18 protein-coding genes are annotated in these 25956 nt (G+C 42.4%); 16 read left to right on the top strand and 2 right to left on the bottom strand.

From position 1 onward, the window contains the following. Positions 1-9: 9 nt before the first annotated feature. Genes IAE20_RS01255 through IAE20_RS01270 form a run of 4 tightly spaced genes read left to right on the top strand, consistent with a single transcriptional unit; the run spans position 10 to position 4906 of the window. Positions 10-1509, top strand: coding sequence for a UDP-N-acetylmuramoyl-L-alanyl-D-glutamate--2,6-diaminopimelate ligase (locus IAE20_RS01255; RefSeq protein ID WP_200481651.1), 1500 nt, complete (start codon positions 10-12; stop codon positions 1507-1509). A gap of 10 nt (positions 1510-1519) precedes the next feature. Continuing rightward, on the top strand, positions 1520-2926 hold the full coding sequence (locus tag IAE20_RS01260) for a UDP-N-acetylmuramoyl-tripeptide--D-alanyl-D-alanine ligase (RefSeq protein ID WP_200481650.1): 1407 nt from the start codon (positions 1520-1522) through the stop codon (positions 2924-2926). Next, on the top strand, positions 2927-4045 hold the full coding sequence (gene mraY / locus IAE20_RS01265) for a phospho-N-acetylmuramoyl-pentapeptide-transferase (RefSeq protein ID WP_200459126.1): 1119 nt from the start codon (positions 2927-2929) through the stop codon (positions 4043-4045). A 57-nt stretch (positions 4046-4102) separates the two neighbouring features. Next, the gene (locus IAE20_RS01270; RefSeq protein ID WP_200481649.1) at positions 4103-4906 is read left to right on the top strand and encodes a putative RNA methyltransferase; all 804 of its coding nucleotides are present in this window, start codon (positions 4103-4105) and stop codon (positions 4904-4906) included. 52 nt (positions 4907-4958) lie between these two features. Here IAE20_RS01270 and ponA read toward each other — a convergent pair whose 3' ends face one another. Next, positions 4959-7529, bottom strand: coding sequence for a penicillin-binding protein PBP1a (gene ponA, locus IAE20_RS01275; protein ID WP_200481648.1), 2571 nt, complete (start codon positions 7527-7529; stop codon positions 4959-4961). Between the two features lie 163 nt (positions 7530-7692). Between ponA and IAE20_RS01280 the strand changes: the two genes are divergently transcribed. The 10 genes from IAE20_RS01280 (at position 7693) to IAE20_RS01325 (ending at position 21795) form a co-directional block, all read left to right on the top strand. Further along, positions 7693-8751 (top strand): pilus assembly protein PilM, encoded by a 1059-nt coding sequence (locus IAE20_RS01280; RefSeq protein WP_200459129.1) that lies wholly within the window; start codon positions 7693-7695, stop codon positions 8749-8751. Further along, the gene (locus IAE20_RS01285) at positions 8751-9389 is read left to right on the top strand and encodes a PilN domain-containing protein (protein ID WP_200481647.1); all 639 of its coding nucleotides are present in this window, start codon (positions 8751-8753) and stop codon (positions 9387-9389) included. Before IAE20_RS01280 ends, IAE20_RS01285 begins: the two co-directional genes overlap by 1 nt. Then, entirely contained in the window at positions 9386-10099 is a 714-nt protein-coding gene (locus IAE20_RS01290) for a type 4a pilus biogenesis protein PilO (RefSeq protein WP_200459131.1), read from the top strand. Before IAE20_RS01285 ends, IAE20_RS01290 begins: the two co-directional genes overlap by 4 nt. Further along, on the top strand, positions 10099-10623 hold the full coding sequence (locus IAE20_RS01295; RefSeq protein WP_200459132.1) for a pilus assembly protein PilP: 525 nt from the start codon (positions 10099-10101) through the stop codon (positions 10621-10623). Before IAE20_RS01290 ends, IAE20_RS01295 begins: the two co-directional genes overlap by 1 nt. A 62-nt stretch (positions 10624-10685) precedes the next feature. Beyond that, positions 10686-12821 (top strand): type IV pilus secretin PilQ, encoded by a 2136-nt coding sequence (locus IAE20_RS01300; protein ID WP_200481671.1) that lies wholly within the window; start codon positions 10686-10688, stop codon positions 12819-12821. A gap of 36 nt (positions 12822-12857) precedes the next feature. After that, positions 12858-13400, top strand: a complete 543-nt coding sequence (aroK, locus tag IAE20_RS01305; RefSeq protein WP_200459133.1) for a shikimate kinase AroK — start codon at positions 12858-12860, stop codon at positions 13398-13400. A 32-nt stretch (positions 13401-13432) separates the two neighbouring features. Beyond that, positions 13433-14515: a 3-dehydroquinate synthase gene (gene aroB, locus IAE20_RS01310; RefSeq protein WP_200481646.1), complete on the top strand. Its 1083-nt coding sequence runs from the start codon at positions 13433-13435 to the stop codon at positions 14513-14515. Between the two features lie 13 nt (positions 14516-14528). Continuing rightward, positions 14529-15380: a hypothetical protein gene (locus IAE20_RS01315; RefSeq protein ID WP_200481645.1), complete on the top strand. Its 852-nt coding sequence runs from the start codon at positions 14529-14531 to the stop codon at positions 15378-15380. Between the two features lie 442 nt (positions 15381-15822). After that, positions 15823-20304, top strand: a complete 4482-nt coding sequence (gltB, locus tag IAE20_RS01320; protein WP_200481644.1) for a glutamate synthase large subunit — start codon at positions 15823-15825, stop codon at positions 20302-20304. 69 nt (positions 20305-20373) lie between these two features. Further along, on the top strand, positions 20374-21795 hold the full coding sequence (locus IAE20_RS01325; protein ID WP_200481643.1) for an FAD-dependent oxidoreductase: 1422 nt from the start codon (positions 20374-20376) through the stop codon (positions 21793-21795). Positions 21796-21844: 49 nt separating this feature from the next. On the opposite strand, the gene IAE20_RS01330 is transcribed toward IAE20_RS01325, so the two are convergent. Then, on the bottom strand, positions 21845-22726 hold the full coding sequence (locus IAE20_RS01330; RefSeq protein ID WP_200481642.1) for a LysR family transcriptional regulator: 882 nt from the start codon (positions 22724-22726) through the stop codon (positions 21845-21847). A 192-nt stretch (positions 22727-22918) separates the two neighbouring features. Between IAE20_RS01330 and IAE20_RS01335 the strand changes: the two genes are divergently transcribed. Continuing rightward, positions 22919-24664, top strand: a complete 1746-nt coding sequence (locus tag IAE20_RS01335) for an acyl-CoA dehydrogenase family protein (RefSeq protein ID WP_200481641.1) — start codon at positions 22919-22921, stop codon at positions 24662-24664. A gap of 13 nt (positions 24665-24677) precedes the next feature. Beyond that, the gene (locus IAE20_RS01340) at positions 24678-25889 is read left to right on the top strand and encodes a CaiB/BaiF CoA transferase family protein (RefSeq protein WP_200481640.1); all 1212 of its coding nucleotides are present in this window, start codon (positions 24678-24680) and stop codon (positions 25887-25889) included. Positions 25890-25956 lie beyond the last annotated feature (67 nt).

Genomic DNA, 25956 nt, shown 5'->3' on the forward strand with positions numbered 1-25956 from the left:
AGGTGAATCATGTCAATTTCTTTTCAAGATATTTATACAAAAGCACTGGACGCTGAATGGTTAAGACAGCCATTTTCTGGATTTAATCTGGATAGTCGCAAGGTGCAAGCAGGGGAAATTTTTATTGGGCTGAAAAGTTATTCTCAGCCAGAAAAAACACGGGATTTTGCACAAAAAGCACTTGAATCTGGCGCATTAGGGGTGATTAGTGAGCAGGCTTTGGGGCTGGGCAATGAATGGGTCTGTCCAGATGTGCGTCTGCAAATGGGACAATGGCAACGTGACTATTTGCAAAAAACTGATCCAGTAAATGCCGCCCATATTCTTGCGGTGACTGGCACCAACGGTAAAACCACGATTTCACGTTTGATGGCAGAATTGATTAATCTGCAACAACAACGTTGTGCAGTGTTTGGCACCACGGGCAATGGTATTTTGCCACATCTTAATCCTTCAACACATACCACGCTGGATGCTTTGCAACTGCAAACCTTATTACATGATTATGCTAAGCAAGGTGCAGTTTTTGCTTCACTGGAAGCCAGTTCACATGGTCTGGAGCAGGGGCGTTTAAAGGGTTGTGAGATTGAAATTGCAGTGTATTCAAACTTAAGTCGTGACCATCTGGATTATCATGGCACTTTACATGCTTATGCTGAAGCAAAATCAAAACTATTTGCATTTGAACAACTCAAGGTCGCAGTGATCAATCTGGATGATGATTATGCCGATTTAATGCTAGAAGTAGCAAAAAATAATCCAGCGCAGCCGAAGATTTATACCTATTCCTTACATAATCAAGACGCAGACTATTGGGTGCAAACGGTTGATTATCAACTGCAAGGTGCACAAATCCAATTGCATAGTCCGCACGGTATTTTTGAAATTCAAAGCCCATTTTTAGGACAATTCAACGTAGAAAATCTGATTGCCAGTTTGATTGCGGTTGAAGCAGCAGGTTTTGATCTGGCCAGACTGATTGAAACAGTTCCTAGGCTTCAAGGTGCACCAGGGCGTATGCAAGTAATTCGTGATGGTGAACGGTTATTCGTAGTGGATTATGCACATACTCCTGATGCCCTAACTCAAGTATTGACTACGTTGAAACGCCATACCCGCCATCAGCTTTGGGCTGTATTTGGTTGTGGTGGTGATCGTGATCGTGGTAAGCGTCCCTTGATGACGCAGGCAGCGCTACAAGATGCCAATCTGGTCATTTTAACTTCAGATAATCCTCGGACTGAAGATCCAGCACAAATTTTTGCAGATATGCGTCAGGGCATTGATTTTAGCTTGCATGATACTTTTGAGATTCATGACCGTCGTGAAGCGATCAAATTTGCGGTTCATGAAGCCAAAAATGGTGATATTGTGGTGATTGCGGGTAAAGGGCACGAAAATTATCAGGAAATTGATGGGCTGCGGCATTGGTTTGATGACGTCGTAGAGGTTCGGGCTGCAATCGATGCACAATCCCATTCAGTCCACAGCGCGTATCCAGCACAATAGGTTTACTTTTATGCATACATCGACGACTAGTACTGTAGAGCTGACCCCATGGACGATAGAACAGTTGCAACAGGCAACTCAGGGTGATTGGCATCAGGGTAAACTTCCTGCGCAACCTATTAAAAGAATATTGACAGATTCGCGTCATGCTGAATTTGGTGATGCATTTTTGGCATTGAAAGGTGAGCGTTTTGATGCGCATGATTTTGTTGCACAAGTAGCTAAAAATGGTTGCCAGGTTGCGATTGTAGAACATCCTCTGGATGTTGATATTGCCCAGCTTATTGTGCCTGATACTCGTCTGGCGCTTGGTCATTTAGGAGCATATCGTCGTGCCCAATATCCAGAATTGAAAGTCATTGCCTTGACAGGTAGTAGTGGAAAAACCACGACCAAAGAAATGTTAGGCAGTATTTTGGGACAACTTGCACCCACGCTAGTAACACGTGGCAATCTAAATAATGATTTGGGTGTACCGATGATGTTGCTTGAGCTCAAACCTGAACATCAATATGCAGTCATGGAATTGGGTGCAAGCCATCAGGGTGAAATTGATTACACTTCCAATCTGGTGCAGCCACAGGTGGCAGGTATTCTAAATATCGGGACTGCGCATTTGGGTGAATTTGGTGGACGTGAAGGGATTTGCCGCGCCAAATCAGAAATTTATACGCATATTGCCAAAAATGGTACTTCCATTATCCCAGCGGAAGATGATTTTACCCCGCAAATTCGTCAAGCTGTCAAAACGACGCAACAGCTTTCTTTTGGTGCTGGGGGCGAGGTGTTTGCCTCCCATATTCAACTCAATGCACAATCGAGTGAATTTGAGTTACATACCCCACAGGGTGTGGTACAGATTTATCTGCCGTTTGCAGGAGTGCATAATGTGCATAATGCAACTGCGGCGGCAGCCTTTTCACTTGCCATTGGTATCAAGCTTGATGATATTGTCTCGGGCCTTGAACATGCGAAAGGGGCGAAAGGTCGTTTGAACTTCATCCAGCAACAACAGTATTTATGGATTGATGATACCTATAACGCCAATCCTACTTCCATGCGTGCTGCGGCTGAGGTTTTAGCTCAGCAAACAGGCTTTAAAGTCATGGTCATGGGAGATATTGGTGAACTGGGTGATGCCAGTACACAGGAACATCATGATCTGGGGCGCGATCTGGTCAATTACAATCTGGATATAATTGTCGCAGTCGGTGAGTTTGCTCAAGCTGCCCTAGAGGGTGCTGCAAAAAGTCGCAATGCCTCAAAATTGAAAGCATTTTCAACTCAGGCAGATGCACTTGCTTTTTTAATTAATTTAATTCAACAACATCAACCCGAGTCAATGAGTTTCCTGTTTAAGGGCTCTCGTTATACCCATATGGAAACGTTGATGGCAGATTTGATGGAGAAATTTTAAATGCTGTTATGGCTATTTGAACATCTTGCGGGCTATAACAGTTCGTTTCAGGTGGTTCGATATTTAACCCTACGTTCTTTACTCAGCATATTGACTGCACTGGCGATTGGCTGGTTACTTGGCCCTGTGATGATTCGTAAATTACAGGCACTCAAATATGGTCAGGCAGTCAGTTCATATGCTCCTGAAAACCATGCCAAGAAAATGGGCACGCCGACCATGGGTGGCGTACTTATTCTATTGTCGATTGGGATCAGCACGTTACTTTGGGCAGATTTATCTAATCCTTATGTCTGGATTGTACTTGGCGTAATGGTGGTTTTTGGGGCAGTGGGCTGGGCAGATGACTGGATTAAAATCCGTTATAAAGACAATGCGGGTTTGCCTGCGCGTAAAAAGTTTTTCTGGACATCACTGGCTTCAATTGGAGCGGGTATCGCGTTATATGTGATTGCGATTCATCAACCGAATCCGATTCATACGGCCAATATGCTGGATTTGTTGATTCCATTTTTCAAGAATCTTTCTATTCCATTGTCTGCTGTGCCCTTAGGTATTGCATTTATTATTTTCACTTATTTAGTCATCAATGGTGCATCTAATGCGGTCAACCTGACTGACGGTCTGGATGGCTTGGCGATTATGCCGATTGTGATGGTTGCAGCAGGCTTGGGAGTTTTTGCTTACTTGGCTGGTGACATTCGTTTTGCTAACTACTTGCATATTCCTTACGTCAAATATACGTCTGAATTGGTGGTGATCTGTTCTGCAATGGTGGGGGCTGGTCTTGCATTTTTGTGGTACAACGCTCATCCTGCACAAGTGTTTATGGGTGATGTGGGTGCATTAGCGCTTGGGGCAATGCTAGGTACTATTGCGGTAATGGTACGTCAGGAAATCGTTTTTGCAATTATGGGGGGTGTTTTTGTTATGGAAGCCATCTCTGTATTTCTGCAAATTGGTTCCTTGCGCATGAGAAATAAGCGCGTTTTTTTGATGGCGCCATTGCATCATCACTATGAAAAACAGGGCTGGAAAGAAACTCAGGTAGTAATTCGTTTCTGGATTATCACTATTATGCTAGTAGTTTTGGGTCTAATGACTCTAAAATTACGTTAAGCTAAAAATATTCCGAAAAGCCAGCTTTGCTGGCTTTTTTTTATATGAGAGAGAATCATGAATGTGTTGATGTGTCCTGTGTGCCGTCAGGTTTTGAAATTGGTACAGCGTACATGGCGATGTGAACAGGGACATAGTTATGATCTGGCCAAACAGGGTTATGTCAACTTGCATGTAGTTCAGCACAAACATAGTAAAACACCTGGGGATACACCTGAATCTGTATTGGCACGCCGTCTGTTTTTATCAGAAGGTTTTTATAAGCCTTTACGTGATGCAGTCGTGGCTCAATTACAGCAGCTTCAACTTGATACGTTGCTAGACATTGGCTGTGGTGAAGGATATTACACCTCTGCGATGCAACAACAAGTAAAGCAATGTATTGGGCTGGATATTGCAAAAGCGGCTGTGCAACGCGCAGCTAAACTTAATCCTCACGTGACATGGGTTGTTGGGACAGGTGCGACCTTGCCTGTAGTCGATCAAAGTATTGATATTTGTAGCAGTTTATTTAGTCCTATTCCTAAAGATGAAATTAAAAGAGTCTTAAAGCCACAGGGCTATTTGTTGGTCGTAACACCTGCACCTGAACATTTGTATGCGATGCGCGAGGCTTTATTTGATGAAGTCAAACCTCATCAACCGAACAAGTTTGTTGAGCAGTTACAGTCCGATTTTGAGCTGGTGCTGCAACAACATATTGAGAGTCAGTTTATTTTGAATCAGGATCAATTGAAAAATCTGGTTGCTATGACGCCTTATGCGTATAAAGCCAGGCCTGAAAAAAGACAACAGTTGGAGCAACGAGCAGAGTTTCAGCTTACAGCGCATTTTCAGATGTATCTTTTCCAAAAGAAATAAAGCCATCTCGAAGGATGGCTTAAGTGGAGTGTGCTGAGGTTTTTAAGACCAGTTAAGTGACCTGGTGGATTAAGCCTTCAAGCGCATCTCGTTTAGCTGGTTCAGGGCGTTTCGGTTGATTTTGCTGATTTTGATTAAGAGTTGGGGGAGCCTGTTCAGAGGGAATTAGAATTTCTTCGCCAGGCAAATCGGCAAAATCGTTATCAGGTTTCGGTGCAGGCGCTACAGGAGCTGGAACATATAATGGACGTGCTAACGGGGGTGACGTGCGGTCTGTGCTACTCTTACTGTTATTTTCTTGGAGACTTGGCTGTTCACGAGAAATAGGAGCTTTGGCATTCTTATCAAACTGAACCCATGAAGATGCAGTCCCTTGTAAGGATTTATCCATAAAATTGATCCAGATTGGGAGTGCTGCAATACCGCCGTATTCGCGTCGACCTAATGTGGTCGGACGGTCAAAGCCAACCCAAGCTACAGAAACCAGTTTTCCATTAAAACCAGCAAACCAAGCATCTTTGGCATCGTTGGTTGTACCCGTTTTGCCCCCTAAATCATCACGTCCGATTTTTAGTGCGGCACGTCCTGTACCGTGCTGAATTACATCACGCAAAATATTAGCCATATCATAGGCGGAACTGGATTTTAAAATACGTTGTGCTTGTCGGTAGTCACCTGAATTGTTTGCAGTAACGGGCTGTGACGCAGCATTCGTTGCATCTGCCTGAATGCTCTGATTGGTCACTTCAATCACTTCATCATCTGGGGTCTGAACTTTTTGTTCATCTGTAACGGTATTTTCAGTTTCATTAATGCATGAAATACACGCGTATTCAGGTTTTGCCTCAAAAATAACTTTACCGTAAGCATCTTCAATACGGCTGATAAAGTAAGGCTGAACACGATAGCCACCATTCGCAAAAGTGGCATAACCTGTCGCCATCTGAACAGGCAATACCTGTGGTGTACCCAATGCGATGGTGAAGTTTCGAGGAATCTGATTTTCCTGTAAACCGAAGTCCATCAGTAGTTGTCGAGCGCGTTCAATTCCAACACTTTGCAACAAGCGTACAGAAACCGTATTTCGAGATAAATATAAGGCACGACGTAACGGAATCATCCCTAAATAACGACCATCTGAGTTTCTGGGCGACCAACGTCCAATGGTAATTGGACTATCGTTTACCATGGTATAAGGCGTCATTCCACGTTCTAAAGCTAACGCATAAATAAATGGCTTGATGGTTGAGCCGGGTTGACGCCAGCCCTGTAAAGTACGGTTAAATTTGGATTGATAAAAATTATATCCTCCAACGATGGCCTGAATTGCTCCATCATTTGGATTTAGTGCAATTAGTTGCCCTTGGACATGGGGAATTTGTACTAATGCCCACGAGGTTTTTTCGGCATTTGGACGTAACCGAACAATATCTTTAACCTTAACAATCTGTGAGGCGTTACTTGGAGCACCTCCTACGCTATTGGCATTGCGATAAGGTCTTGCCCATGACATTCCAGACCATGGTACGGTGACAGTCGAACCATCCTGCATCAGGGCTTCAAAAGTGGAATTGTTGACTTTAGTGACCTGAGCTGGGTAAGTGTTAGCATAAGCCATGAATGAACTTAAGGGCTTGTCATGTGCTTCTGCACCGCGCCAGCCATGACGTCGATCATAAGCCTCTAATCCATCCTGCACTGCCTGTTCAGCATAAGCCTGACGTTTACTATCAATGGTTGTATAAACTTTATATCCAGAATCGATGGCTTGTTCACCAAATTTTTCTACCAGTTCAGAACGTACCATTTCACCGACATAGGGAAAACGATTGGTAAGTCCACGGTCTGGCATATCGAGTTTAATCGGTTCAGCTACAGCAGTTTGATACTGGGCCTGCGTGATATAACCCAATTGCAGCATTCGCCCTAAAATCCAGTTGCGACGCTCCAAGGCCCGTTCAGGATTGGCTACAGGGTTAAAACGTGAAGGTGCTTTGGGTAAACCTGCGAGCATTGCCATTTCTGCAATACTGAGTTGATCTAGAGTTTTGTTATAATAAATTTTTGCTGCAGCCGCGATGCCATACGCATTTTTACCCAGAAAAATTTTATTGACATATAGCGTCAAAATTTCTTCTTTACTAAGATTCTGTTCGATTTTTCGTGCCAGAAAAATTTCGGTCAACTTACGTTTTAAAGTGCGTTCCGGGCTTAAATAGTAATTTTTTGCCACTTGCATGGTAATGGTGGAACCACCAGTTTGTACGTCTGAGCCAGTAATTGTTTCACTTACCGCACGTCCTAGACCTTTAAAGCTGATACCACTGTGTTCAAAAAATGAAGAATCTTCTGCTGCAAGAAATGCATGAATAAACGTGGGTGGAATCTGATCATATTCCACAGGTACAGAAAGTTTGCCGCCATATTCTGAAATTAGCTCATTATCTGACGTATAAACTTGCAGTGGTTTAAGTAAAGGCGCTTTTTTTAAAGAGCTCATTTCAGGCAGGGATGGCGCAATATAGAGATACATGCCATAAAAACCCATTGGAATTGAGACTAATATAATGATAAGTACCAAAAAAAATGGATGAACATGACCTGAACTGGATAGCTTTTTCATAACAAGTAAGTTTTAATAAGAGCTAATAGCAAACGAATTGATGGTCAGTATATCCTTTAGACATGCGGATTGTTAGATGCCTTATTGTATCCGTATAAAATTAAAGACCGAGATCAGCTTGTTGTTTTGTTTGGGGATAAAAAAATAATAGGATAATGCTATCGTGCGCAGGTTATATCGTAAACCAAATAAGGGGTTAGTAGGGGTCGATATTAGTTCGACTTCTGTTAAGTTATTAGAACTCTCTGTAAAAAACGGTCGCTATTGGGTGGAAAGCTATGCCTTGATACCCTTACAAGAAAATAGCGTGGTCGAGAAGAATATTCTCAATCCAGAGGCAGTAGGGGATGCGTTGGAGCGAGTCATTAACTTGGCCAATCCACAGTCGACCAATGCTGCCATCGCGATTCCAACGTCAATGGTGATCCATAAGATCATCGAGATGGATGCGGACATGACGGATGATGAGCGCGAAGTTCAAATTCGTATGGATGCAGAGCAATATATTCCTTTCCCACTGGATGAAGTCAGTCTGGATTTTGAAGTTCTGCCTGATCGTTTGGCAAATCCTGCTCGAGTCAATGTCCTACTGGTCGCTACACGTACTGAAAACGTGGAGACGCGAGTGGAAGTACTAGAGCTTGCAGATTTAACTCCTAAAGTTGCTGATGTTGAAAGTTATGCGATGGAAAGAGCATTTGGTGTTTTTGCCGATACATTACCGATGGGCGTCAATACCGTCGGTATTTTAGACATCGGACATACCATGACCACACTTTCAGTGATGCAACATGGCAAGATTATTTATACTCGTGAGCAGGTTTTTGGTGGGAAACAACTCACTCAGGATGTCCAGACACGTTACGGGTTATCTTTTGAGGAAGCAGGGCGTGCTAAAAAAGAACGTTCCTTACCAGATGATTTCGATACCGAAGTTTTGGAACCTTTCCTAGAAGCCTTAGTCCAACAAGCAGCACGATCTTTACAATTTTTCTTTTCTTCCTCTCAGTTCAATGAAATTGATCATATTTTATTGGCGGGTGGGAATGCCAATATTCCAGGTTTGGCAAAACTTCTACAGCAAAAACTAGGTTATCGCGTTACGACAGCCAACCCATTCCTACAAATGGGTTTCTCTCCTCAGGTTGATATTAAAAAAATTGAAAATGATGCCTCTTCTTTAATGGTGGCATGCGGTCTGGCATTGAGGAGTTTTGATTAATGGCAAAGATTAATTTACTCCCTTGGCGTGATGAGCTAAGAGAGCAGCGCAAGAAACAATTTATTGCATTCAGTGCTGCTATTGCAGTGCTTGGGGTGGTTGCTGTGGTATTGGCTTGGTTGTTTTACGATCATAAGCTTAATGATCAGGAACAGGCCAATCAATTGATTGTGAGTACCAATCAAAATCTGGATACTCAACTCAAATCATTGGATGGCTTACAAGAACGCCGAAACGCAATTGTGGAAAGAATGAAACTGATTCAGGGATTGGAAGGCCAACGTCCAGTAACTGTACGCCTTATTGATGAGTTGGTAAGGGTCACACCAAGTAATATGTACCTGACCAAATTCACACGTGCGGGTGATAAATTTACCATTGAAGGTAAGGCTGAAAGTCCAAATACTGTCGCAGAATTATTGCGTAATTTAGAGGCATCTCCTTGGTATCGTAATGCTTTTATGAACTCATTTTTGGCAGCAGATGACAAAAAAGATCAAACTCAAAGCTCTGTAGTACCACGTGTAGAAGAAAGTTATGGTACTTTTGTCGTGACAACGGATCTGGGGGAAATTGGGGCGCCAGTTACGGAAGATAATAACAATCAACAAGGTTCAAATACGGGGGCAGCACAATGAGTCGTGATGAATTCAATGAACTGGATCCTGAAGTCGCTGCGCCAAAGAAAAAGAAGTTAACGCTAGAAAAATTCTTTCAGCAGTTTAATACGCTGGATATGAGTAATTATGGAAGCTGGCCGCTTTCTGTCAAAATTACCTGCTGGATTTTTATTTTCTTTGCGGTGTGTGCTTTAGGTTATTTTCTAGCTATTAAGCCGAAGCTTGATGCCATTTCAACTGCACAGGCACAGGAACAAAATCTACTGAATGAGTTTCGCGAGAAAGATTCTAAATTACGTAATTTGCAACAATATCAAGTTCAGTTGCAGGAAATGGAATCTAACTTTAATCAACAATTGGCTCAACTTCCCAAAGAAACAGAAATTCCAAGTCTAGTTGAAGATATCAATATGACGGGTGTAAATTCTGGGCTGAAATTTAAAAATATTCGTCTGGAAAATGAAGTTAAACAAGAGTTTTTTATTGAGCAGCCCATTTCGATTGATGCGACAGGGGATTACCATGCATTTGGTGCTTTTGCGAGTGCTATTGCAGCATTACCTCGTATTGTAACTTTGCATGATTTTGTGATTGAAGGTAAGCAAGTTAAAGAAAAAGCTGATATTCCTGAAATTAGTTATTCGGTCAAAGCAAAAACCTATCGATACATTGGTGCGGATGAACAAGCTGGGGGCGCTTCTGCTCCAGTTGCAGCGGGGGCTAAATAATGAAAAAACATTATATCGTCATGACAATGCTGTGCTGTGGCTTAGTAGGATGTGATTCACGTATTGATGCAGTCAATGAGCAGATGGCTGCAATTCGTAATCAGCCGCCTATACCAATTGAACCAGCACCAGTGTTTACACCTGTGCCCACATTCGCTTATGCAGCCATGCAGCTCAAGAGCCCATTTTTACCAAGCTCATTGGCAGCTGAACTTAGGATTATGGCGGGGAAGCGCGTTTATCCGAACTTTAACCGTCAGCCACAGCCGCTTGAAAGTTATGCGCTCGAATCTTTAAATATGAAAGGTAGTCTGCGCAGTAATAATGGACAGATTCTTGCATTGATCCAGACGCCTGATGGGCAAGTGGAGAGAGTTCAGGTGGGCAGTTATATGGGGATGAATCAAGGGCGCATTGTAAATATCAGTCCAACACAAATTGATTTGGTTGAAATTGTACCAGATGGTCGTGAAGGCTATGTAGAGCGGCCACGTACATTGGTTCTGATTGGGCCTGAGCCTTAAGTATTAAAGGAATAACAATGAAAAAGGGTTTAAAAAAATTTCTGATTGGGGATGGTGAATCAATGAATCATGCAGTTCGACAATTTTCAATGGGGACCGTTGCATTTGCAATCATGCAAGTTGCCAATGCACAGGTCAGTATTACCAATATTGTGCCCATGAATATCGCAGGACAGGGAACGGAAATCCGTGTAATGTTCAATGGCTTGCCACCGCAACCACAAGCTTATCAAATGGAACAGCCATCCAGACTGATTCTAGATTTTGATCAGGCGCAGCAAAATCTAAAGCAAAACAGCATCGCTGTAGCGACGAATGAGGCCAGTAGTGTGGATGTCATGTCTGATGCACAACGTTCACGTTTAACCGTAAATTTAAAAGATGCGGGCGCGTTTACGACACGTGTTGAAGGCAACACTTTTGTTTTAAAAATTAATAGTGCTCAACAAACTATGACGCCTGCTGCTATTGGTATGCCACCCGTTGCTGCTAGTACCCAACAGGGGGTTTCAAATATCGGTTTTCAGCGTGGTTCACAGGGTGAAGGTCAAGTTGTGATTGATCTGCTTGGGAGTAATACACCAGTAGATGTGCAGCAACAAGGCAGTAAAATTGTTGTGCGTATGCTGGGAAATAAAATCCCGACAAATCTGGCAAGACGTCTGAATGTAAATGATTTTGCTACGCCCGTTGCGAGTGTTGATGCCTATAATGAAGGCGGAAGTGGTGTGATAGTGGTGCAATCATCTGGTAGCTATGAATATATGGCATATCAGGCAGAAAATAAATTAACTTTGAGCCTAAAGCGTCCTGAAGATCGTAATCAACTACACACACGTTCTGCACCTAATTATAGCGGTAAAAAAATCTCTCTAGATTTTCAGGATATCGAAGTGCGCCGTGTGCTTCAGTTATTAGCTGATTTTACAGATATTAATATGGTTACGGCTGATTCAGTGCAAGGGAATATCACCTTGCGCTTGAAGGATGTGCCTTGGGATCAGGCGCTGGATATTATCTTAAAAACTAAAAATCTGGATAAACGTCGTAATGGTAATGTAATCTGGATTGCGCCTGTAACTGAGTTAACCAAAGCTGAAGAAGAAGAAGCCAAGGCTATTGCACAAAGTGTGAAACTCGCACCTTTACAAACTGAATATATTCAGCTCAGTTATGCCAAGGCAGCAGATATTGAAAAATTGATGACTCAGGGTAAAAATAGTTCAACGTCAGGCTCCTCGAGTTCAGGTGGTTCAGAACCGCTTGGGGATAGTGTTGGAAGTCTATTAAGTCCGAGAGGCACGGTTTCCATTGATCCGCGAACCAATACTTTAATTGTTAATGATACCGCACAAAAAATTGATCAAATTCGTAAAATGATTGATTTGCTTGATGTACGCGTTAAACAAGTGATGATCGAAGCTCGCATTGTGAGAGCCACCACTTCTTTTACTAAGGAAATGGGGGTGAAATGGGGCATTCTTTCACAAGGGATCAATACGAACAATGATTTGTTGGTCGGAGGAAGTGACACAACGCTTTGGAACCTACGTGAACCAGATGATGATGGTAAGTATACTATTGAGCGTCCAGATAACCTGAATGTAGATTTGGGCGTAACATCCGCCGGAGCAAGTAAAATTGCGTTTAGCTTAATTAGTTTGTCTGATTTTATGCTGGATTTAGAGCTATCTGCTTTACAGGCTGATGGCTATGGCGAGGTAATTTCAACGCCGAAAGTGATGACCGCAGATAAACAGACCGCTAAAGTTGCAACAGGTCAGGAAGTTCCTTATCAGTCCACCACAAACTCTGCAGCAGGTTCAACAGCAACCACCTCATTCAAAGAAGCTTTGTTAAGTTTGGAAGTTACGCCAAGTATTACGCCTGATGGCAAGATTCAGATGCAATTGAATATTGCAAAAGATTCAATTGCTGGTGAAGCGCCAAATGGAGAGCTTATTTTGAATAAAAACACCATTAACACCAATGTCTTAGTGGATAATGGCGAGACTGTGATTCTAGGGGGTGTTTTTGAGCAAACGACCTTGAATAGTCAAACTAAGGTACCTTTCTTGGGTGATCTACCTTGGGTTGGGCGTTTATTTAGAAAAGACTCAAAGTCTGATGATAAACAAGAATTATTGATCTTTGTGACACCAAGAATTGTTAATGACACTCAGGTGAGAAATCAGTAATATAAGTTTAATTCAAGTTATACAATAGGTGACTCCTTGCTAGGCAAAGAGTTTAAAGCTCTACCAAATATCTATTTGGTAGGGCCGATGGGAGCAGGAAAAACAACAGTAGGACGGCATCTGGCTGAGCTTCTGGGACGTGAGTTTCTGGATAGTGATCATGAAATTGAACGTAAAACCGGGGCCAGTATTCCGTGGATATTTGAAAAAGAAGGCGAAGTTGGTTTTCGTTCGCGGGAAAAAACTGTCATTAATGAGTTAACTCAACGCAGGCAACTGGTGGTTGCAACGGGTGGTGGGGCAGTTACTCAAGCTGAAAATCGTGAATATCTAAACAAACGTGGAATTGTTATTTATCTCTATACGCCTGTTGAATTACAATTACAGCGTACCTATCGAGACAAAAATCGCCCTTTATTACAGGTTGAAAATCCAGAGCAAAAACTCAAAGATTTACTTCAAATTCGTGATCCTTTATATCGTGAAGTTGCGCATTATGTGATAGAAACACATCAAGGCGCTGCACGGGAATTGGCACAGCATATTTTGCGTGTGATTTTGGCAGAAGAATTACACTAAGTTATTTATTTTATTATTGGCATTAAAGTTTCATGCAAACACTTCATGTAGAACTCGGTGATCGTCGTTATCCTATTTTTATTGGCAGTCAATTAGATCCAAAAGCATTGCTAGCACCTTATATAAAAGGGCAGCAAGTTATGATTGTCACCAATACAACATTGCAACAACTTTATTTATCTCATTATGTTCGTGATTTAGAATCTTTAGGTAAAAAAGTGGCGACCTGTGTACTGCCTGATGGTGAAAAATATAAAAATCTTGAAAATTTAAATCTGATTTTTAATGCCTTACTTGAAGCGGGTTTCAATCGTGATTGTACCGTATTGGCTTTAGGTGGTGGGGTGATCGGGGATATGTCTGGTTTTGCATCGGCTTGTTTTCAGCGCGGTGTTTATTTTATTCAGGTGCCAACAACATTACTTTCCCAAGTAGATTCTAGTGTAGGTGGAAAAACAGGGATTAATCATCCACTAGGCAAAAATATGATCGGGGCTTTTAAACAGCCTGAGGTTGTAATGGCGGATATGGCCCAACTGAGTACCTTGCCTGCGCGTGAGCTATCTGCTGGATTGGCTGAGGTCATTAAATATGCGCTACTTGGTGACGTTGAATTCTTGGCATGGCTTGAACAACATATGGAAGGTTTGCTCGCAGGAGATGAAATGCTACTAGCTCAAGCGGTTTATCGTTCTTGTGCACATAAAGCAAGAATCGTGGCCAATGATGAAAAAGAGCAGGGTGAGCGAGCGCTTTTAAATCTCGGACATACGTTTGGTCATGCGATCGAATCGTATCTAGGCTATGGTGAGTGGTTACATGGTGAGGCTGTAGCAACTGGGATGGTGATGGCTGCAGATTTATCTCAACGAATGGGATGGATCTCATTAGAGGATTTACAACGTACAAAAAACATCATTCAACGAGCAAAATTGCCGATATCATGTCCGAAAATTCCATTAGATGAGTTTTTATCTTATATGTCGCATGATAAAAAGGTTTTGAATGGGCAGCTAAGATTGGTACTTTTGAAACAGTTGGGTCAAGCTGTGATTACCAAAGATTTCGATGTCGAAAAAATGAAGCAGGCTATTTTGGAAAATCAAGCAGAGTGAGATTAGGTGTAAAATGACGGTATCACGTACGCTTTGGCAGAATATTCAGCATTATAGTTGGCTGGTACTTGGTGCTATCTGTTTATTGCTGGCATTGATCTTTTGGGCAATTACCAGTTCAGATAAAGTGGTGCAGGTCGAAAAGCAAGATATTGCAGAGACACAGACACAAATTCAGCCTCAGAAAGTGACTGCAACCACTAATTTGGGTACTTTGTCTGATGAGGTGCGACCTTTGGATCTAACCATGCGTGTGATTACCGCTGGAAATCATGAAGCTGAGTTTCGTGGCACTAAATTCATGCAAGAAAATCAGAGAAATATGACGATTGAGTTGTTTCGTTCTTCTGATGAAAATATCATTAAAAATTATCTAAAAAGTCAGACTGATCGTAAGAATTTTATTTATTTCCGTCTAAGTGGTGAAAATCAGGAAGAGCAATATGTTTTAGCTTATGGAATATTTAATCGTCAAGCCGAAGCGCAGACTCAACTTTCACAATTAAACTTAAAATTACCAGCATCGGTTCACCCTCAAGTGGTTTCTTTGGCAAATTATATGCCCTTAGTGAATGATTTAGGCTCTGAGGAAATCAAAGGAAGTGCGGGACAGCTATATAGTGTCAATTTAAGAAATGCCCCTATTCCCGTGGCACCAGCGCCAGTTCCTGTGCCAAATTTAGATACCTCTATGGCGACGACCTCAACTACAGTCACCCGACGAGATGATCAAGGCAACGTGGTGGATGTGCAACGACAGTCGAATATGGTCGTACCTCCTTCATCAGCTACAACAAATGCGCCTACTGCTGAAAATAAACCTGTGCGAAATGTCGAACGAGAGATCAGTGATCCCTTTAATTAATTGATGCACCTTAATGGTGCTTTTTTATTAATAAAAGATTATTATGCACAAATATGGTTCAATAAAAAGATCGTTTTTAAAGCATTACAAAAATATAATAATATTTATTTTTTAAAATTAAATCACTTAGTTAAATAAAATTATTGTTGGCACTTTTTTTGCATTATACATGCGCTAATTGATTACTTTGTCCCTATTTTGGCGCTAAAAAATTCAATTAGCGTGCGAAATCGTCATTTTTCACTGCGTTAAAACAGTGCGAAATAACTCAACACGTTTTTGCCCAGAAAATTACTGCCTTGAAATGCCAAACGGCGTATAGTCAGGGAGTAACGCAGAAATGGATTGTGGAACATTTAGCTTTACGTGAGTAATAGACAACGTCGCAAAGTAAATTGATCGTTTTATGCTCGAAAGAGCCATGTTGAAAGAAGGGTACGCTATGCACTTGCCATCGCCTCATACTGTAGCTCCCGCTCAAGGTTTATATCAACCAGATGAGTTTAAAGATAACTGCGGTTTTGGTCTGATTGCCCATATGAAGGGTCAATCCAGTCATCATCTTGTTCAGACCGCAATTCACAGTTTAAGCTGTATGACCCATCGTGGTGGTATTGCCGCAGATGGCAAAACGGGAGATGGTTGTGGTTTATTACTGGCTATGCCTAAAGCTTTTTTTCGTGATGAAGCGAAAAAGCTGAGTGATATTACCTTAAGTGAAATTTTTGCTGTGGGTACCGTTTTTTTAAATGTAGATCCAGCATTGGCACTTAATGCCAAAAATACTTTAAATAAAGAAATTGAAGCAGAAGGCTTAAAAGTTCTGGCTTGGCGTGTTGTTCCAACCAATAACGATGTATTGGGGGAAATTGCGCTTCAATCATTGCCTGTGTTTGAACAGATTATTGTCAATTGCCCAATGGGCGTTACTGAAGTTGAATTTAACCGTAAGCTCTTCTTGGCTCGTCGTCGTGCAGAGCAAAAATTACATAATGATAGCTCATTCTATGTAACGACTTTATCGTCAAATGTGATCAGTTATAAAGGCTTAATGATGCCTGCGGCAATTGCCGATTTCTATACTGACCTTGCTGACGAACGTTTAACTTCACATATTGTGGTTTTCCATCAACGTTTCTCAACCAACACATTACCGCGCTGGCCTTTAGCGCAACCATTCCGTTATTTGGCGCATAATGGTGAAATTAATACGATTACTGCTAATCGTAACTGGGCGTTAGCGCGTACGCCTAAATTTGAAAATCCATTACTACCAGGTTTAACTGAATTGAATCCAATCGTGAACCGTACTGGGTCGGATTCTTCAAGTTTGGATAACATGTTGGAAATTTTGGTCGGTGGTGGCATGGATTTATTCCGTGCGCTACGTATGTTGGTTCCACCCGCTTGGCAAAACGTTGAAACTTTAGATGCTGACTTACGTGCATTTTATGAGTTTAACTCAAAACACATGGAAGCTTGGGATGGGCCTGCTGGTTTAGTTATTCAGGATGGCCGTCATGCAATCTGTATGCTGGATCGTAACGGTTTGCGTCCTGCGCGTTGGGTCATTACTAAAAATGATTACATCACACTTGCTTCTGAAATTGGGGTATGGGACTACGAACCTGAAGATGTAATTTCTAAAGGTCGTGTAGGTCCTGGTCAAATTCTGGTGGTCGATACATTTACTGGTAAATTACTAGATACCAATGATGTCAGCACTCATCTGAAAAAAATGCGTCCATACCGTGAATGGTTGCGTGAGCATGCCTTACGCTTACAGGCAGATCCTGAACTTGAAGAAAAATTATCGGAGCAAGGTCTGGTTGGGGACGCCTTAAAAACCGCCCAAAAAATGTTCATGGTAACGTTTGAAGAACGTGATCAGATGTTACGTCCAATCGCTGAAAGTGGTCAGGAAGCAGTTGGCTCAATGGGTGATGATACACCTATGGCGGTGTTATCACGTCAGGTCCGCCATGTTTCTGATTATTTCCGTCAGCAATTTGCACAGGTGACCAATCCACCGATCGACCCATTACGTGAGTCGATTGTCATGTCACTTGAAACTTGTTTGGGCCGTGAACAAAATGTTTTTGAGCAAGGACCTGAGCATGCAGATCGTCTGATTATTTCAAGTCCAGTGCTTTCCAATTCTAAAATGCATCAATTGCGCAATTTAAACCGTACTGGTTATGAAATTGCAGAAATTGATCTGAATTATCGTGAAGAAGAAGGCTTACAAGCTGCGATCAATCGTATTTGTGAAGAATCTGCACAAGCAATCCGTGATGGTCAAACTTTATTGATTCTTTCTGATAAAAATTTAAGTCAGGGACATTTACCAGCCAATGCTGCGTTGGCAACTGGTGCAGTACATCATCATTTGATTCAGACGGGTTTGCGTACAGATGCCAACATTATTGTTGAAACTGGTGTGGCACGTGATGCCCATCAATTTGCAGTATTGCTCGGTTTTGGTGCAACGGCGGTTTATCCTTACCTTGCCTATGATGTGATCAATGATTTGATTGCAAAAGGTGAGTTATTGGGAGATCCAGTACACGCCCAAGCGAACTTCCGTAAAGGTATTGATAAAGGCTTGTTGAAAGTTCTCTCTAAAATGGGGATTTCAACAGTTGCTTCTTATCGTGGTGGGCAGTTGTTTGAGGCGGTGGGCTTATCTTCTGAAGTGGTTTCAAAATGCTTTACGGGTGTACCAAGCCGTATTCAGGGTGCAACTTTTGTTGACCTTGAAAATGATCAGAAAAAACTGGCTGATTTGGCATGGAAAGCACGTAAGCCGATTGATCAGGGGGGTATGCTGAAGTTCGTATTTGGCAAGGAATATCATGCTTTTAACCCAGATGTAATCAATGCTTTACATAAAGCAGTACGTTCAGGCAACTATGCTGACTTTAAAGAATATGCTGAACTGGTAAATAGTCGTCCAATCGCCACGATCCGTGATTTATTCAAGTTAAAAACGACTGATTCAATTCCTGTTGAACAAGTTGAATCAGTTGAGGCGATTTTACCTCGTTTTGACTCTGCGGGTATGTCATTAGGCGCATTATCACCAGAAGCTCATGAAGCGATTGCGATTGCTATGAACACCATTGGTGGTCGTTCGAACTCAGGTGAGGGCGGTGAAGATCCAGCGCGTTACGGTACAATTCGTAACTCGAAAATTAAGCAGATCGCATCGGGCCGTTTTGGTGTAACGCCAGCATATTTGACTTCTGCGGAAGTATTGCAGATTAAAGTCGCGCAGGGTGCTAAACCGGGTGAAGGTGGTCAATTACCGGGCGGTAAAGTGAATGGACTAATTGCACGTTTACGTTATTCAGTTCCAGGTGTGACGCTTATTTCTCCACCACCGCATCATGATATTTACTCGATTGAGGATCTATCACAGTTGATTTTTGACTTGAAACAAGTCAATCCTCAAGCCATGGTTTCAGTGAAATTAGTATCTGAACCAGGTGTAGGAACAATTGCAGCAGGTGTTGCTAAAGCTTACGCTGACTTCATTACCATTTCTGGTTATGACGGTGGTACAGCGGCTTCTCCACTTTCATCTATCCACCATGCGGGTTCACCATGGGAATTGGGTCTGTCTGAAGCACATCAAGCTCTTCGCGTGAACGACCTACGTGGTAAAGTCCGTGTACAAACCGATGGTGGTTTGAAAACTGGTCTGGATGTCGTAAAGGCAGCGATTTTGGGTGCAGAAAGTTTTGGTTTTGGTTCAACGCCAATGATTGCACTGGGCTGTAAATACTTGCGGATCTGCCATTTGAATAACTGTGCTACGGGTGTTGCAACTCAACAAGACAAACTGCGTCAGGATCATTACATTGGTGAACCTGAAATGCTCATCAATTTCTTCCATTTTATTGCGGAAGAAACTCGTGAGTGGCTCGCTGCATTAGGTGTTGCCTCCCTTAAAGATTTGATTGGCCGGGTGGATTTACTTGAAGTGTTACCGGGTGAAACCGATAAGCATGCTCATCTTGATTTGACACCATTGTTACAGTCACATCCTGCAGCAGAAGGTAAAGCGCAGTACTGCGAAGTTCAAGGTAATGAGCCATTCGATAAAGGCTTGTTGGCTGAGCGTATGGTAGAAGAAATGCTTCCAGCCATTGAAGCCGGTACGGGTGGTGAATTCAATTTTGCAGTCGGTAACTGTGATCGTTCAATTGGTGCACGTATTTCAGGTGAAATTGCACGCCGTTATGGCAATCTGGACATGGAATCTCATCCAGTCATCATGAACCTGAAAGGAACCGCAGGCCAGTCATTGGGTGTGTGGAATGCAGGCGGTTTGCATATTAAACTTGAAGGTGATGCTAACGACTATGTGGGTAAAGGTATGGCAGGTGGACGAGTCTCAATCTTCCCACCAAAAGGTTCGCCATTCCAGACTCAACATACTGCGATTATTGGTAACACCTGTATGTATGGTGCAACTGGCGGTAAATTATTTGCTGCGGGTACGGCGGGCGAACGATTTGCAGTACGTAACTCAGGTGCCTTTGCTGTGATTGAAGGTGCAGGCGATCACTGTTGTGAATACATGACGGGCGGTATTGTGACTGTGCTTGGTAAGGTAGGTCATAACTTCGGTGCTGGTATGACAGGTGGTTTTGCTTATGTACTCGATCTGGATAATGACTTTGTCGATTATTACAATCATGAATTGATTGACCTGACTCGTATTTCTACAGAGTCGATGGAAGAACATCAACAATTCTTGCTTCGTATTCTAGACGAACACATTAAAGAAACAGGTAGTGCTTGGGCCTATAAGATCCGCAATGAGTTTGATTTTTACAGTCGGAAGTTCTGGCTTGTAAAACCAAAAGCTGCTAATTTGCTCACGCTTTTGAAAGCCACTCAAGCTGATCCTCAATAATTCCACTACTGCATATACATAGGCAGGTGCAGGTAACAGCGAACTCTGCACCTACCCACGGAGAGAGACATGGCAGAACGCCTCAATAATGACTTTCAGTTTCTGGATGTAGCACGCCAAGACCCAGAGAAAAAAGATATTACTGTCCGCAAAGCAGAATTTGTGGAAATTTATAAGCCTTTTACCGCAGATGTCGCCGCCAATCAGACACATCGTTGTCTGGCATGTGGTAACCCGTATTGTGAATGGAAATGCCCCGTGCATAACTACATTCCAAACTGGTTGAAACTGATTGCTGAGGGTCAGATTTTTCAAGCAGCAGAGCTTTGCCACCAAACCAATACTTTGCCAGAGGTCTGTGGTCGTGTTTGTCCACAAGACCGTTTGTGTGAAGGGGCGTGTACCCTTAATGACGGTTTTGGTGCAGTCACCATTGGTAATGCTGAAAAATATATCAATGATACCGCTTTTGCACTGGGCTGGCGTCCAGATATGTCGCATGTAAAATGGACAGACAAAAAAGTGGCGATTATTGGAGCTGGGCCGGCTGGTTTAGGTTGTGCAGATATTCTGGCACGTAATGGGGTTAAACCTGTTATTTTTGACAAACGTCCTGAAATTGGTGGTTTGTTAACTTTTGGTATTCCAGAATTTAAAATGGAAAAAGATGTCATGAAACGTCGCCGTGAAATATTCACTGGCATGGGCATGGAATTCCGTTTAAATACTGAAATTGGTACAGATATTACCATTGAGCAATTGCTTCAAGAATATGATGCAGTTTTCATGGGAATGGGAACGTATACCTATATGAAGGGCGGTTTCCCGGGCGAAGATCTGGATGGTGTTTACGATGCACTCGATTTCCTGATTGCCAATGTAAACCGGTGTCAGGGCTGGGAAAAAGATGCCAGCGAATACATCAGTGTTGAAGGCAAAAAAGTTATCGTACTCGGGGGCGGTGATACCGCGATGGACTGTAACCGCACCTCGATTCGTCAGGGCGCTGAACAAGTAACATGTGCTTATCGTCGTGATGAAGCTAACATGCCGGGTTCACGTCGTGAAGTGAAAAATGCGCGTGAAGAAGGAGTTAACTTCCTGTTTAATCGCCAGCCGATCGAAGTTGTTGGTGAAAATGGTAAAGTGACAGGGGTTAAAGTCGTTACTACCCAATTGGGTGAACCTGATAGTCGTGGTCGTCGTAGTCCTGAACCGATTCCAGGTTCTGAAGAAGTATTGGCAGCTGATGCTGTTCTACTGGCATTTGGTTTCCGTCCAAGTCCAGCAGACTGGTTTGCAGGAGTGAATATTGGCTTAGACGGTTCTGGTCGTGTCGTTGCTCCAGAACAGCAACAATATAAATTCCAGACATCTAACCCGAAAATTTTTGCGGGTGGTGATATGGTACGTGGTTCTGACCTTGTAGTGACTGCAATCTGGGAAGGTCGTGAGGCCGCGGAAGGTATTCTGGATTATCTTGATATTTAAAATCTAGATATTCAAAAAGCTAGTTTAAGCCCGCAGTGATGCGGGCTTTTTATTGAGGGGCAAAGGACAGAAGTTTTAGAAAATTATCGAGCAAAATAGAGGTGTTGTGTCGGTTCCAGATACAATGAGTTTCTGACAAAATTTGATTGTTCTCAATCTCAATAAATCGCGCATGATCTTTTTTTAAGGATTGCATGGATTTAGGTACCAGAGCAATTCCTAAGCCTAGTTCTACAAACTCTACTATGGTTAACCAATTACGTACTTCATGCATGAGATTCGGACTAAAACCTGCATTGACACAAATTGCGGTAATTTGATCATGATAATAAGGAGAAACCGCGCGTGGAAATAAAATGAATGGCTCATGTTGTAAAAGCTTGAGATCAATACTGTCTTGGATTGCTAAAGGATGTGATTTGGGCATACAACAGACAAACTCTTCAGCCAGAAATAAACGATGTGCAATTTGTTCAGCAGGATTAAGTGTATGCACAAAACCCAAATTAATTTGTTCCTGTTTTATGGCCTGAAATTGTTCATAAGAGTTAAGTTCTTTGAGGCTAACATCGACTTGGGGGTATTGTTGTTGAAATTGGGAAATATAGTGGTGAAGACCACGAAATAAAGTGGAGCTGGTAAACCCAATTCGTAAATGTCCAATCGTTCCTTGCGCGACACGCTCGCCAATGTGCTGCATTTCGTCGGCATGTTTGAGTAACATTAATGCTTCGCGATAAAACAAAGCACCTGCATCTGTAAGAGCCACATTCTTATTATTTCGCACAAATAGCGCAAAGCCTAAATTAGATTCCAATTGTTGAATGCTGATACTGAGCGGCGGTTGTGAAATATGTAAACGTTGCGCTGCACGACCAAAATGTAGCTCTTCTGCGACAGTGACAAAATAGCGTAATTGTTTAAGATTCATTGGATTATCCTGATTTTTTATCGATCATCTATCCTGATGCGGAATTTAATAGAACGCTTAATCCTCACAATTAAAACATATCTTCGATATTTTTTTTAAATCAAACCATGCAAATAATATATTTTACACCGTATTGCTCACTCTCTAAGCTGATTTAAATCAAGGAAAATAGTCCTAAAACACGGAGTGAGCATGGTCAGCTTGAATGTCATTTATCAATTGGAAGCCGATAATAATATTCCAGATCGTCATGGACAGAATTTTTTTAATCAAGATCCAGTCTTTAGAAAACTGCTACAAATTTATTTGCCGAATGAGCTTTATCAGCATTTATTGCCTCATTTGGAACAGCTTGGCGCTGATGTTGGTGGTGATCTAGATAGTTTGGCTTTAAGTGCAGATAAAAATCCGCCCACCTTGCAATACCGTAATCGTCGTGGCTTTAATGAACAAAAAGTCAGAAAACATCCTGATTACATCGCGCTAGAGAAAAAAGCCTATATCGATTTAGGTCTCGCCAGTATGTCGCATAAGAAAGGCATATTGGGTTGGCCAGAAGTAATGCCGCCAATGGCGAAATATGCGTTAACTTATCTTTTTGTACAGGCAGAATTCGGTCTATGTTGTCCAGTCAGCATGACTGACTCCTTAACCCATACCATGTGTAAATATGCAGCCCCAGAAATTATAGAAAAATATCTACCTAATTTGCTGACCTCAGATTTTGATCATTTAACTCAGGGTGCCATGTTTATGACAGAACAGGGCGCAGGTTCTGATGTATCAGGAATTACCACGCTCGCGACGCAAAAAGAAGGTGAATGGTTTTTAACGGGAGACAAATGGTTTTGTTCTAATCCTGATGCTGGGCTTGCAATGGTATTGGCACATGTTGAAGGGGCTCCACAAGGCATGAAAGGACTGGGGCTATTTCTTATGCCAAAATTTCTGGACAATGGTTGCCATAATCATTATCAGATTTTGCGACTAAAAGATAAGTTGGGAACGCGCTCGATGGCCAGTGGTGAAATTTCGCTACAAGGTGCCAAAGCCTATTTGTTGGGAGAGATAGGGCGTGGTTTTCAGCAAATGGCCGATATGATTAATTTATCACGGTTGTCTAATGGTGTTCGTGCCGCAGGCCTAATGCGACGTGCAGTCGGTGAGGCTCTGTATATTTGTCAAAACCGTCAGGCTTTTGGTCAATATTTACAGGATTTACCTTTGCAGCGTAAGCAACTGTTAAAAATGATGTTACCAAGCGAACAGGCACGCACAATGATGCTGCATACCGCACGTTTATTGCATGCCTCTAAAGCGGGAGATGAACAAGCGGCAAGCTGTGTACGTATTTTGACACCTTTAATTAAATTTAGAGCTTGCCGTGATGCGCGCAAAGTCACGGGTGATGCCATGGAAGTGCGTGGTGGTTGTGGTTATATCGAAGAATGGTCAGACCCTCGTATTTTGCGTGATGCACATCTAGGTTCAATATGGGAAGGCACCAGTAATATTGTGGCACTTGATGTAATTCGCGCTGCACAGCGAGCTAAAGCATTGGCTGCACTAAAACCCTATCTTTTACAGTTACTCAAAGATCAAAACATTCCTGAAATGAGCCGTCAGCTTTTGACTCAGAAACTTGAGCAAGTTGAAGTCCTCATTAACTCGATTATTAATGAGAAAAATGAGGCAGATACCCGTAAAGCGGCTTCTGCACTGTATCACATCACAACCGCCATCATGATGGCATGGGAGTCGGTACAGATTGAAAAACATTGGCAGCGTTTGGCTTGGGCGCATCTGGTGGTGAAATTCAAACTCAGTGCCATCGATCCTTTACAGGCTGATCATACCCACCAGCATGAAAATGTTGAAAGTCTACTCATTCAACACAGTGAGTTAAAGCTCGAACAAGCGATGTCGATTTTAAATTAAGGAGCATTCAAGGATGAATATCAATACGGGCGCCTTAAGAGGCATAAAAATACTCGATTTAAGTCGTGTATTGGGCGGACCATTTTCTGCACAAGTACTGGCTGATCATGGTGCGGAAGTAATTAAAGTTGAACCGCCACAAAAAGATGAAACTCGTTTTTGGGGACCTCCATTTCGTCAAGACAGCGCTGCTTATTTTTCTGGAATTAACCGTAATAAACAAGGAATTTCAATTGATTTAACTCAGCCAGAAGGGCGAAAAATTTTACTCAAATTGCTCGATGATGCAGATGTAATGATTGAGAACTTTAAAATTGGAACATTGGAAAAATGGGGATTAGGCTTTGATGAGGTACTTTCTAAACAATTTCCGCGATTGATTCATTGCCGGATTACAGGCTTTGGTGCAGATGGGCCTTTAGGTGGTTTACCAGGCTACGATTCAGTTATACAAGCTATTTCAGGCATCATGAGTGTCAATGGTGAAGCTGAAGGTGAACCATTGCGCGTGGGGTTGCCCGTGGTCGATATGGTCACTGGTCTGAATGCGGTCATTGGTATTTTATTGGCTTTACAGGCACGACAAGTGTCGGGACGAGGGCAGTTTGTTGAGGCCGCGTTATTTGATACAGGCGTGTCGTTGTTACATCCGCATATTCCAAATTATGTATGGTCAGGCACAGTCCCACAGCGAACAGGCAATGCTCATCCTAACATTACGCCTTACGATGCTTACCAAACCAAAACTAGCCCGATTTATATTGCGGTGGGTAATAATCAGCAATTTGCCAAACTTTGTCAGCAACTTGATCTCACTGAATTAATGCACGATCCAAGGTTTATCGATAATGCCTCACGCTGTCAAAATCGCAAAGTATTTAAGCAGATTTTGGAACAACGTCTGGCCGAGTGTGATGGTGATCGTTTGGCATATGACTTGATTCAGTCGGGTGTGCCATGTGGTCCTATTTTAAACGTTGCTGAAATTGTGAAACATCCTCATACCTTACATCGCAATATGGTCGTGGCGATTGGTGATGAATATCAGGGTATTGGTTCGCCTATAAAACTCAGTCAAACCCCCGCCAGTTATCGTCAGGCACCCCCGGCTTTTGCTGAGCATACGATTCAAGTTTTGCAGCAAAAAGGGTTTAGTGATGAGCAAATCGAGTTGTTAATAGAACAGGGCATTATTTCTCAGCAAGTTATAAGTGCGCCTGCATAAAGGTGAAGAGTAGCCGAAGTTTAGAATGAATCAGTACTGAAATTCAGATGATTAAAATGGACAACTA

Origin of the sequence: Acinetobacter sp. S54 (genome assembly GCF_016624945.1) — a bacterium.
Classification (GTDB): domain Bacteria; phylum Pseudomonadota; class Gammaproteobacteria; order Pseudomonadales; family Moraxellaceae; genus Acinetobacter.

Bases quoted from the DNA above. Each gene is read 5' to 3' on its own strand.
- ponA (WP_200481648.1), bottom strand. From the start codon at position 7,529: ATGAAAAAGCTATCCAGTTCAGGTCATGTTCATCCATTTTTTTTGGTA.
- mraY (WP_200459126.1), top strand. From the start codon at position 2,927: ATGCTGTTATGGCTATTTGAACATCTTGCGGGCTATAACAGTTCGTTT.
- IAE20_RS01260 (WP_200481650.1), top strand. From the start codon at position 1,520: ATGCATACATCGACGACTAGTACTGTAGAGCTGACCCCATGGACGATA.
- IAE20_RS01325 (WP_200481643.1), top strand. From the start codon at position 20,374: ATGGCAGAACGCCTCAATAATGACTTTCAGTTTCTGGATGTAGCACGC.
- IAE20_RS01290 (WP_200459131.1), top strand. From the start codon at position 9,386: ATGAGTCGTGATGAATTCAATGAACTGGATCCTGAAGTCGCTGCGCCA.
- IAE20_RS01340 (WP_200481640.1), top strand. From the start codon at position 24,678: ATGAATATCAATACGGGCGCCTTAAGAGGCATAAAAATACTCGATTTA.
- IAE20_RS01270 (WP_200481649.1), top strand. From the start codon at position 4,103: ATGAATGTGTTGATGTGTCCTGTGTGCCGTCAGGTTTTGAAATTGGTA.
- IAE20_RS01330 (WP_200481642.1), bottom strand. From the start codon at position 22,726: ATGAATCTTAAACAATTACGCTATTTTGTCACTGTCGCAGAAGAGCTA.
- IAE20_RS01285 (WP_200481647.1), top strand. From the start codon at position 8,751: ATGGCAAAGATTAATTTACTCCCTTGGCGTGATGAGCTAAGAGAGCAG.
- IAE20_RS01255 (WP_200481651.1), top strand. From the start codon at position 10: ATGTCAATTTCTTTTCAAGATATTTATACAAAAGCACTGGACGCTGAA.
- IAE20_RS01300 (WP_200481671.1), top strand. From the start codon at position 10,686: ATGAATCATGCAGTTCGACAATTTTCAATGGGGACCGTTGCATTTGCA.
- aroB (WP_200481646.1), top strand. From the start codon at position 13,433: ATGCAAACACTTCATGTAGAACTCGGTGATCGTCGTTATCCTATTTTT.
- gltB (WP_200481644.1), top strand. From the start codon at position 15,823: ATGCACTTGCCATCGCCTCATACTGTAGCTCCCGCTCAAGGTTTATAT.
- IAE20_RS01335 (WP_200481641.1), top strand. From the start codon at position 22,919: ATGGTCAGCTTGAATGTCATTTATCAATTGGAAGCCGATAATAATATT.
- IAE20_RS01315 (WP_200481645.1), top strand. From the start codon at position 14,529: ATGACGGTATCACGTACGCTTTGGCAGAATATTCAGCATTATAGTTGG.
- IAE20_RS01295 (WP_200459132.1), top strand. From the start codon at position 10,099: ATGAAAAAACATTATATCGTCATGACAATGCTGTGCTGTGGCTTAGTA.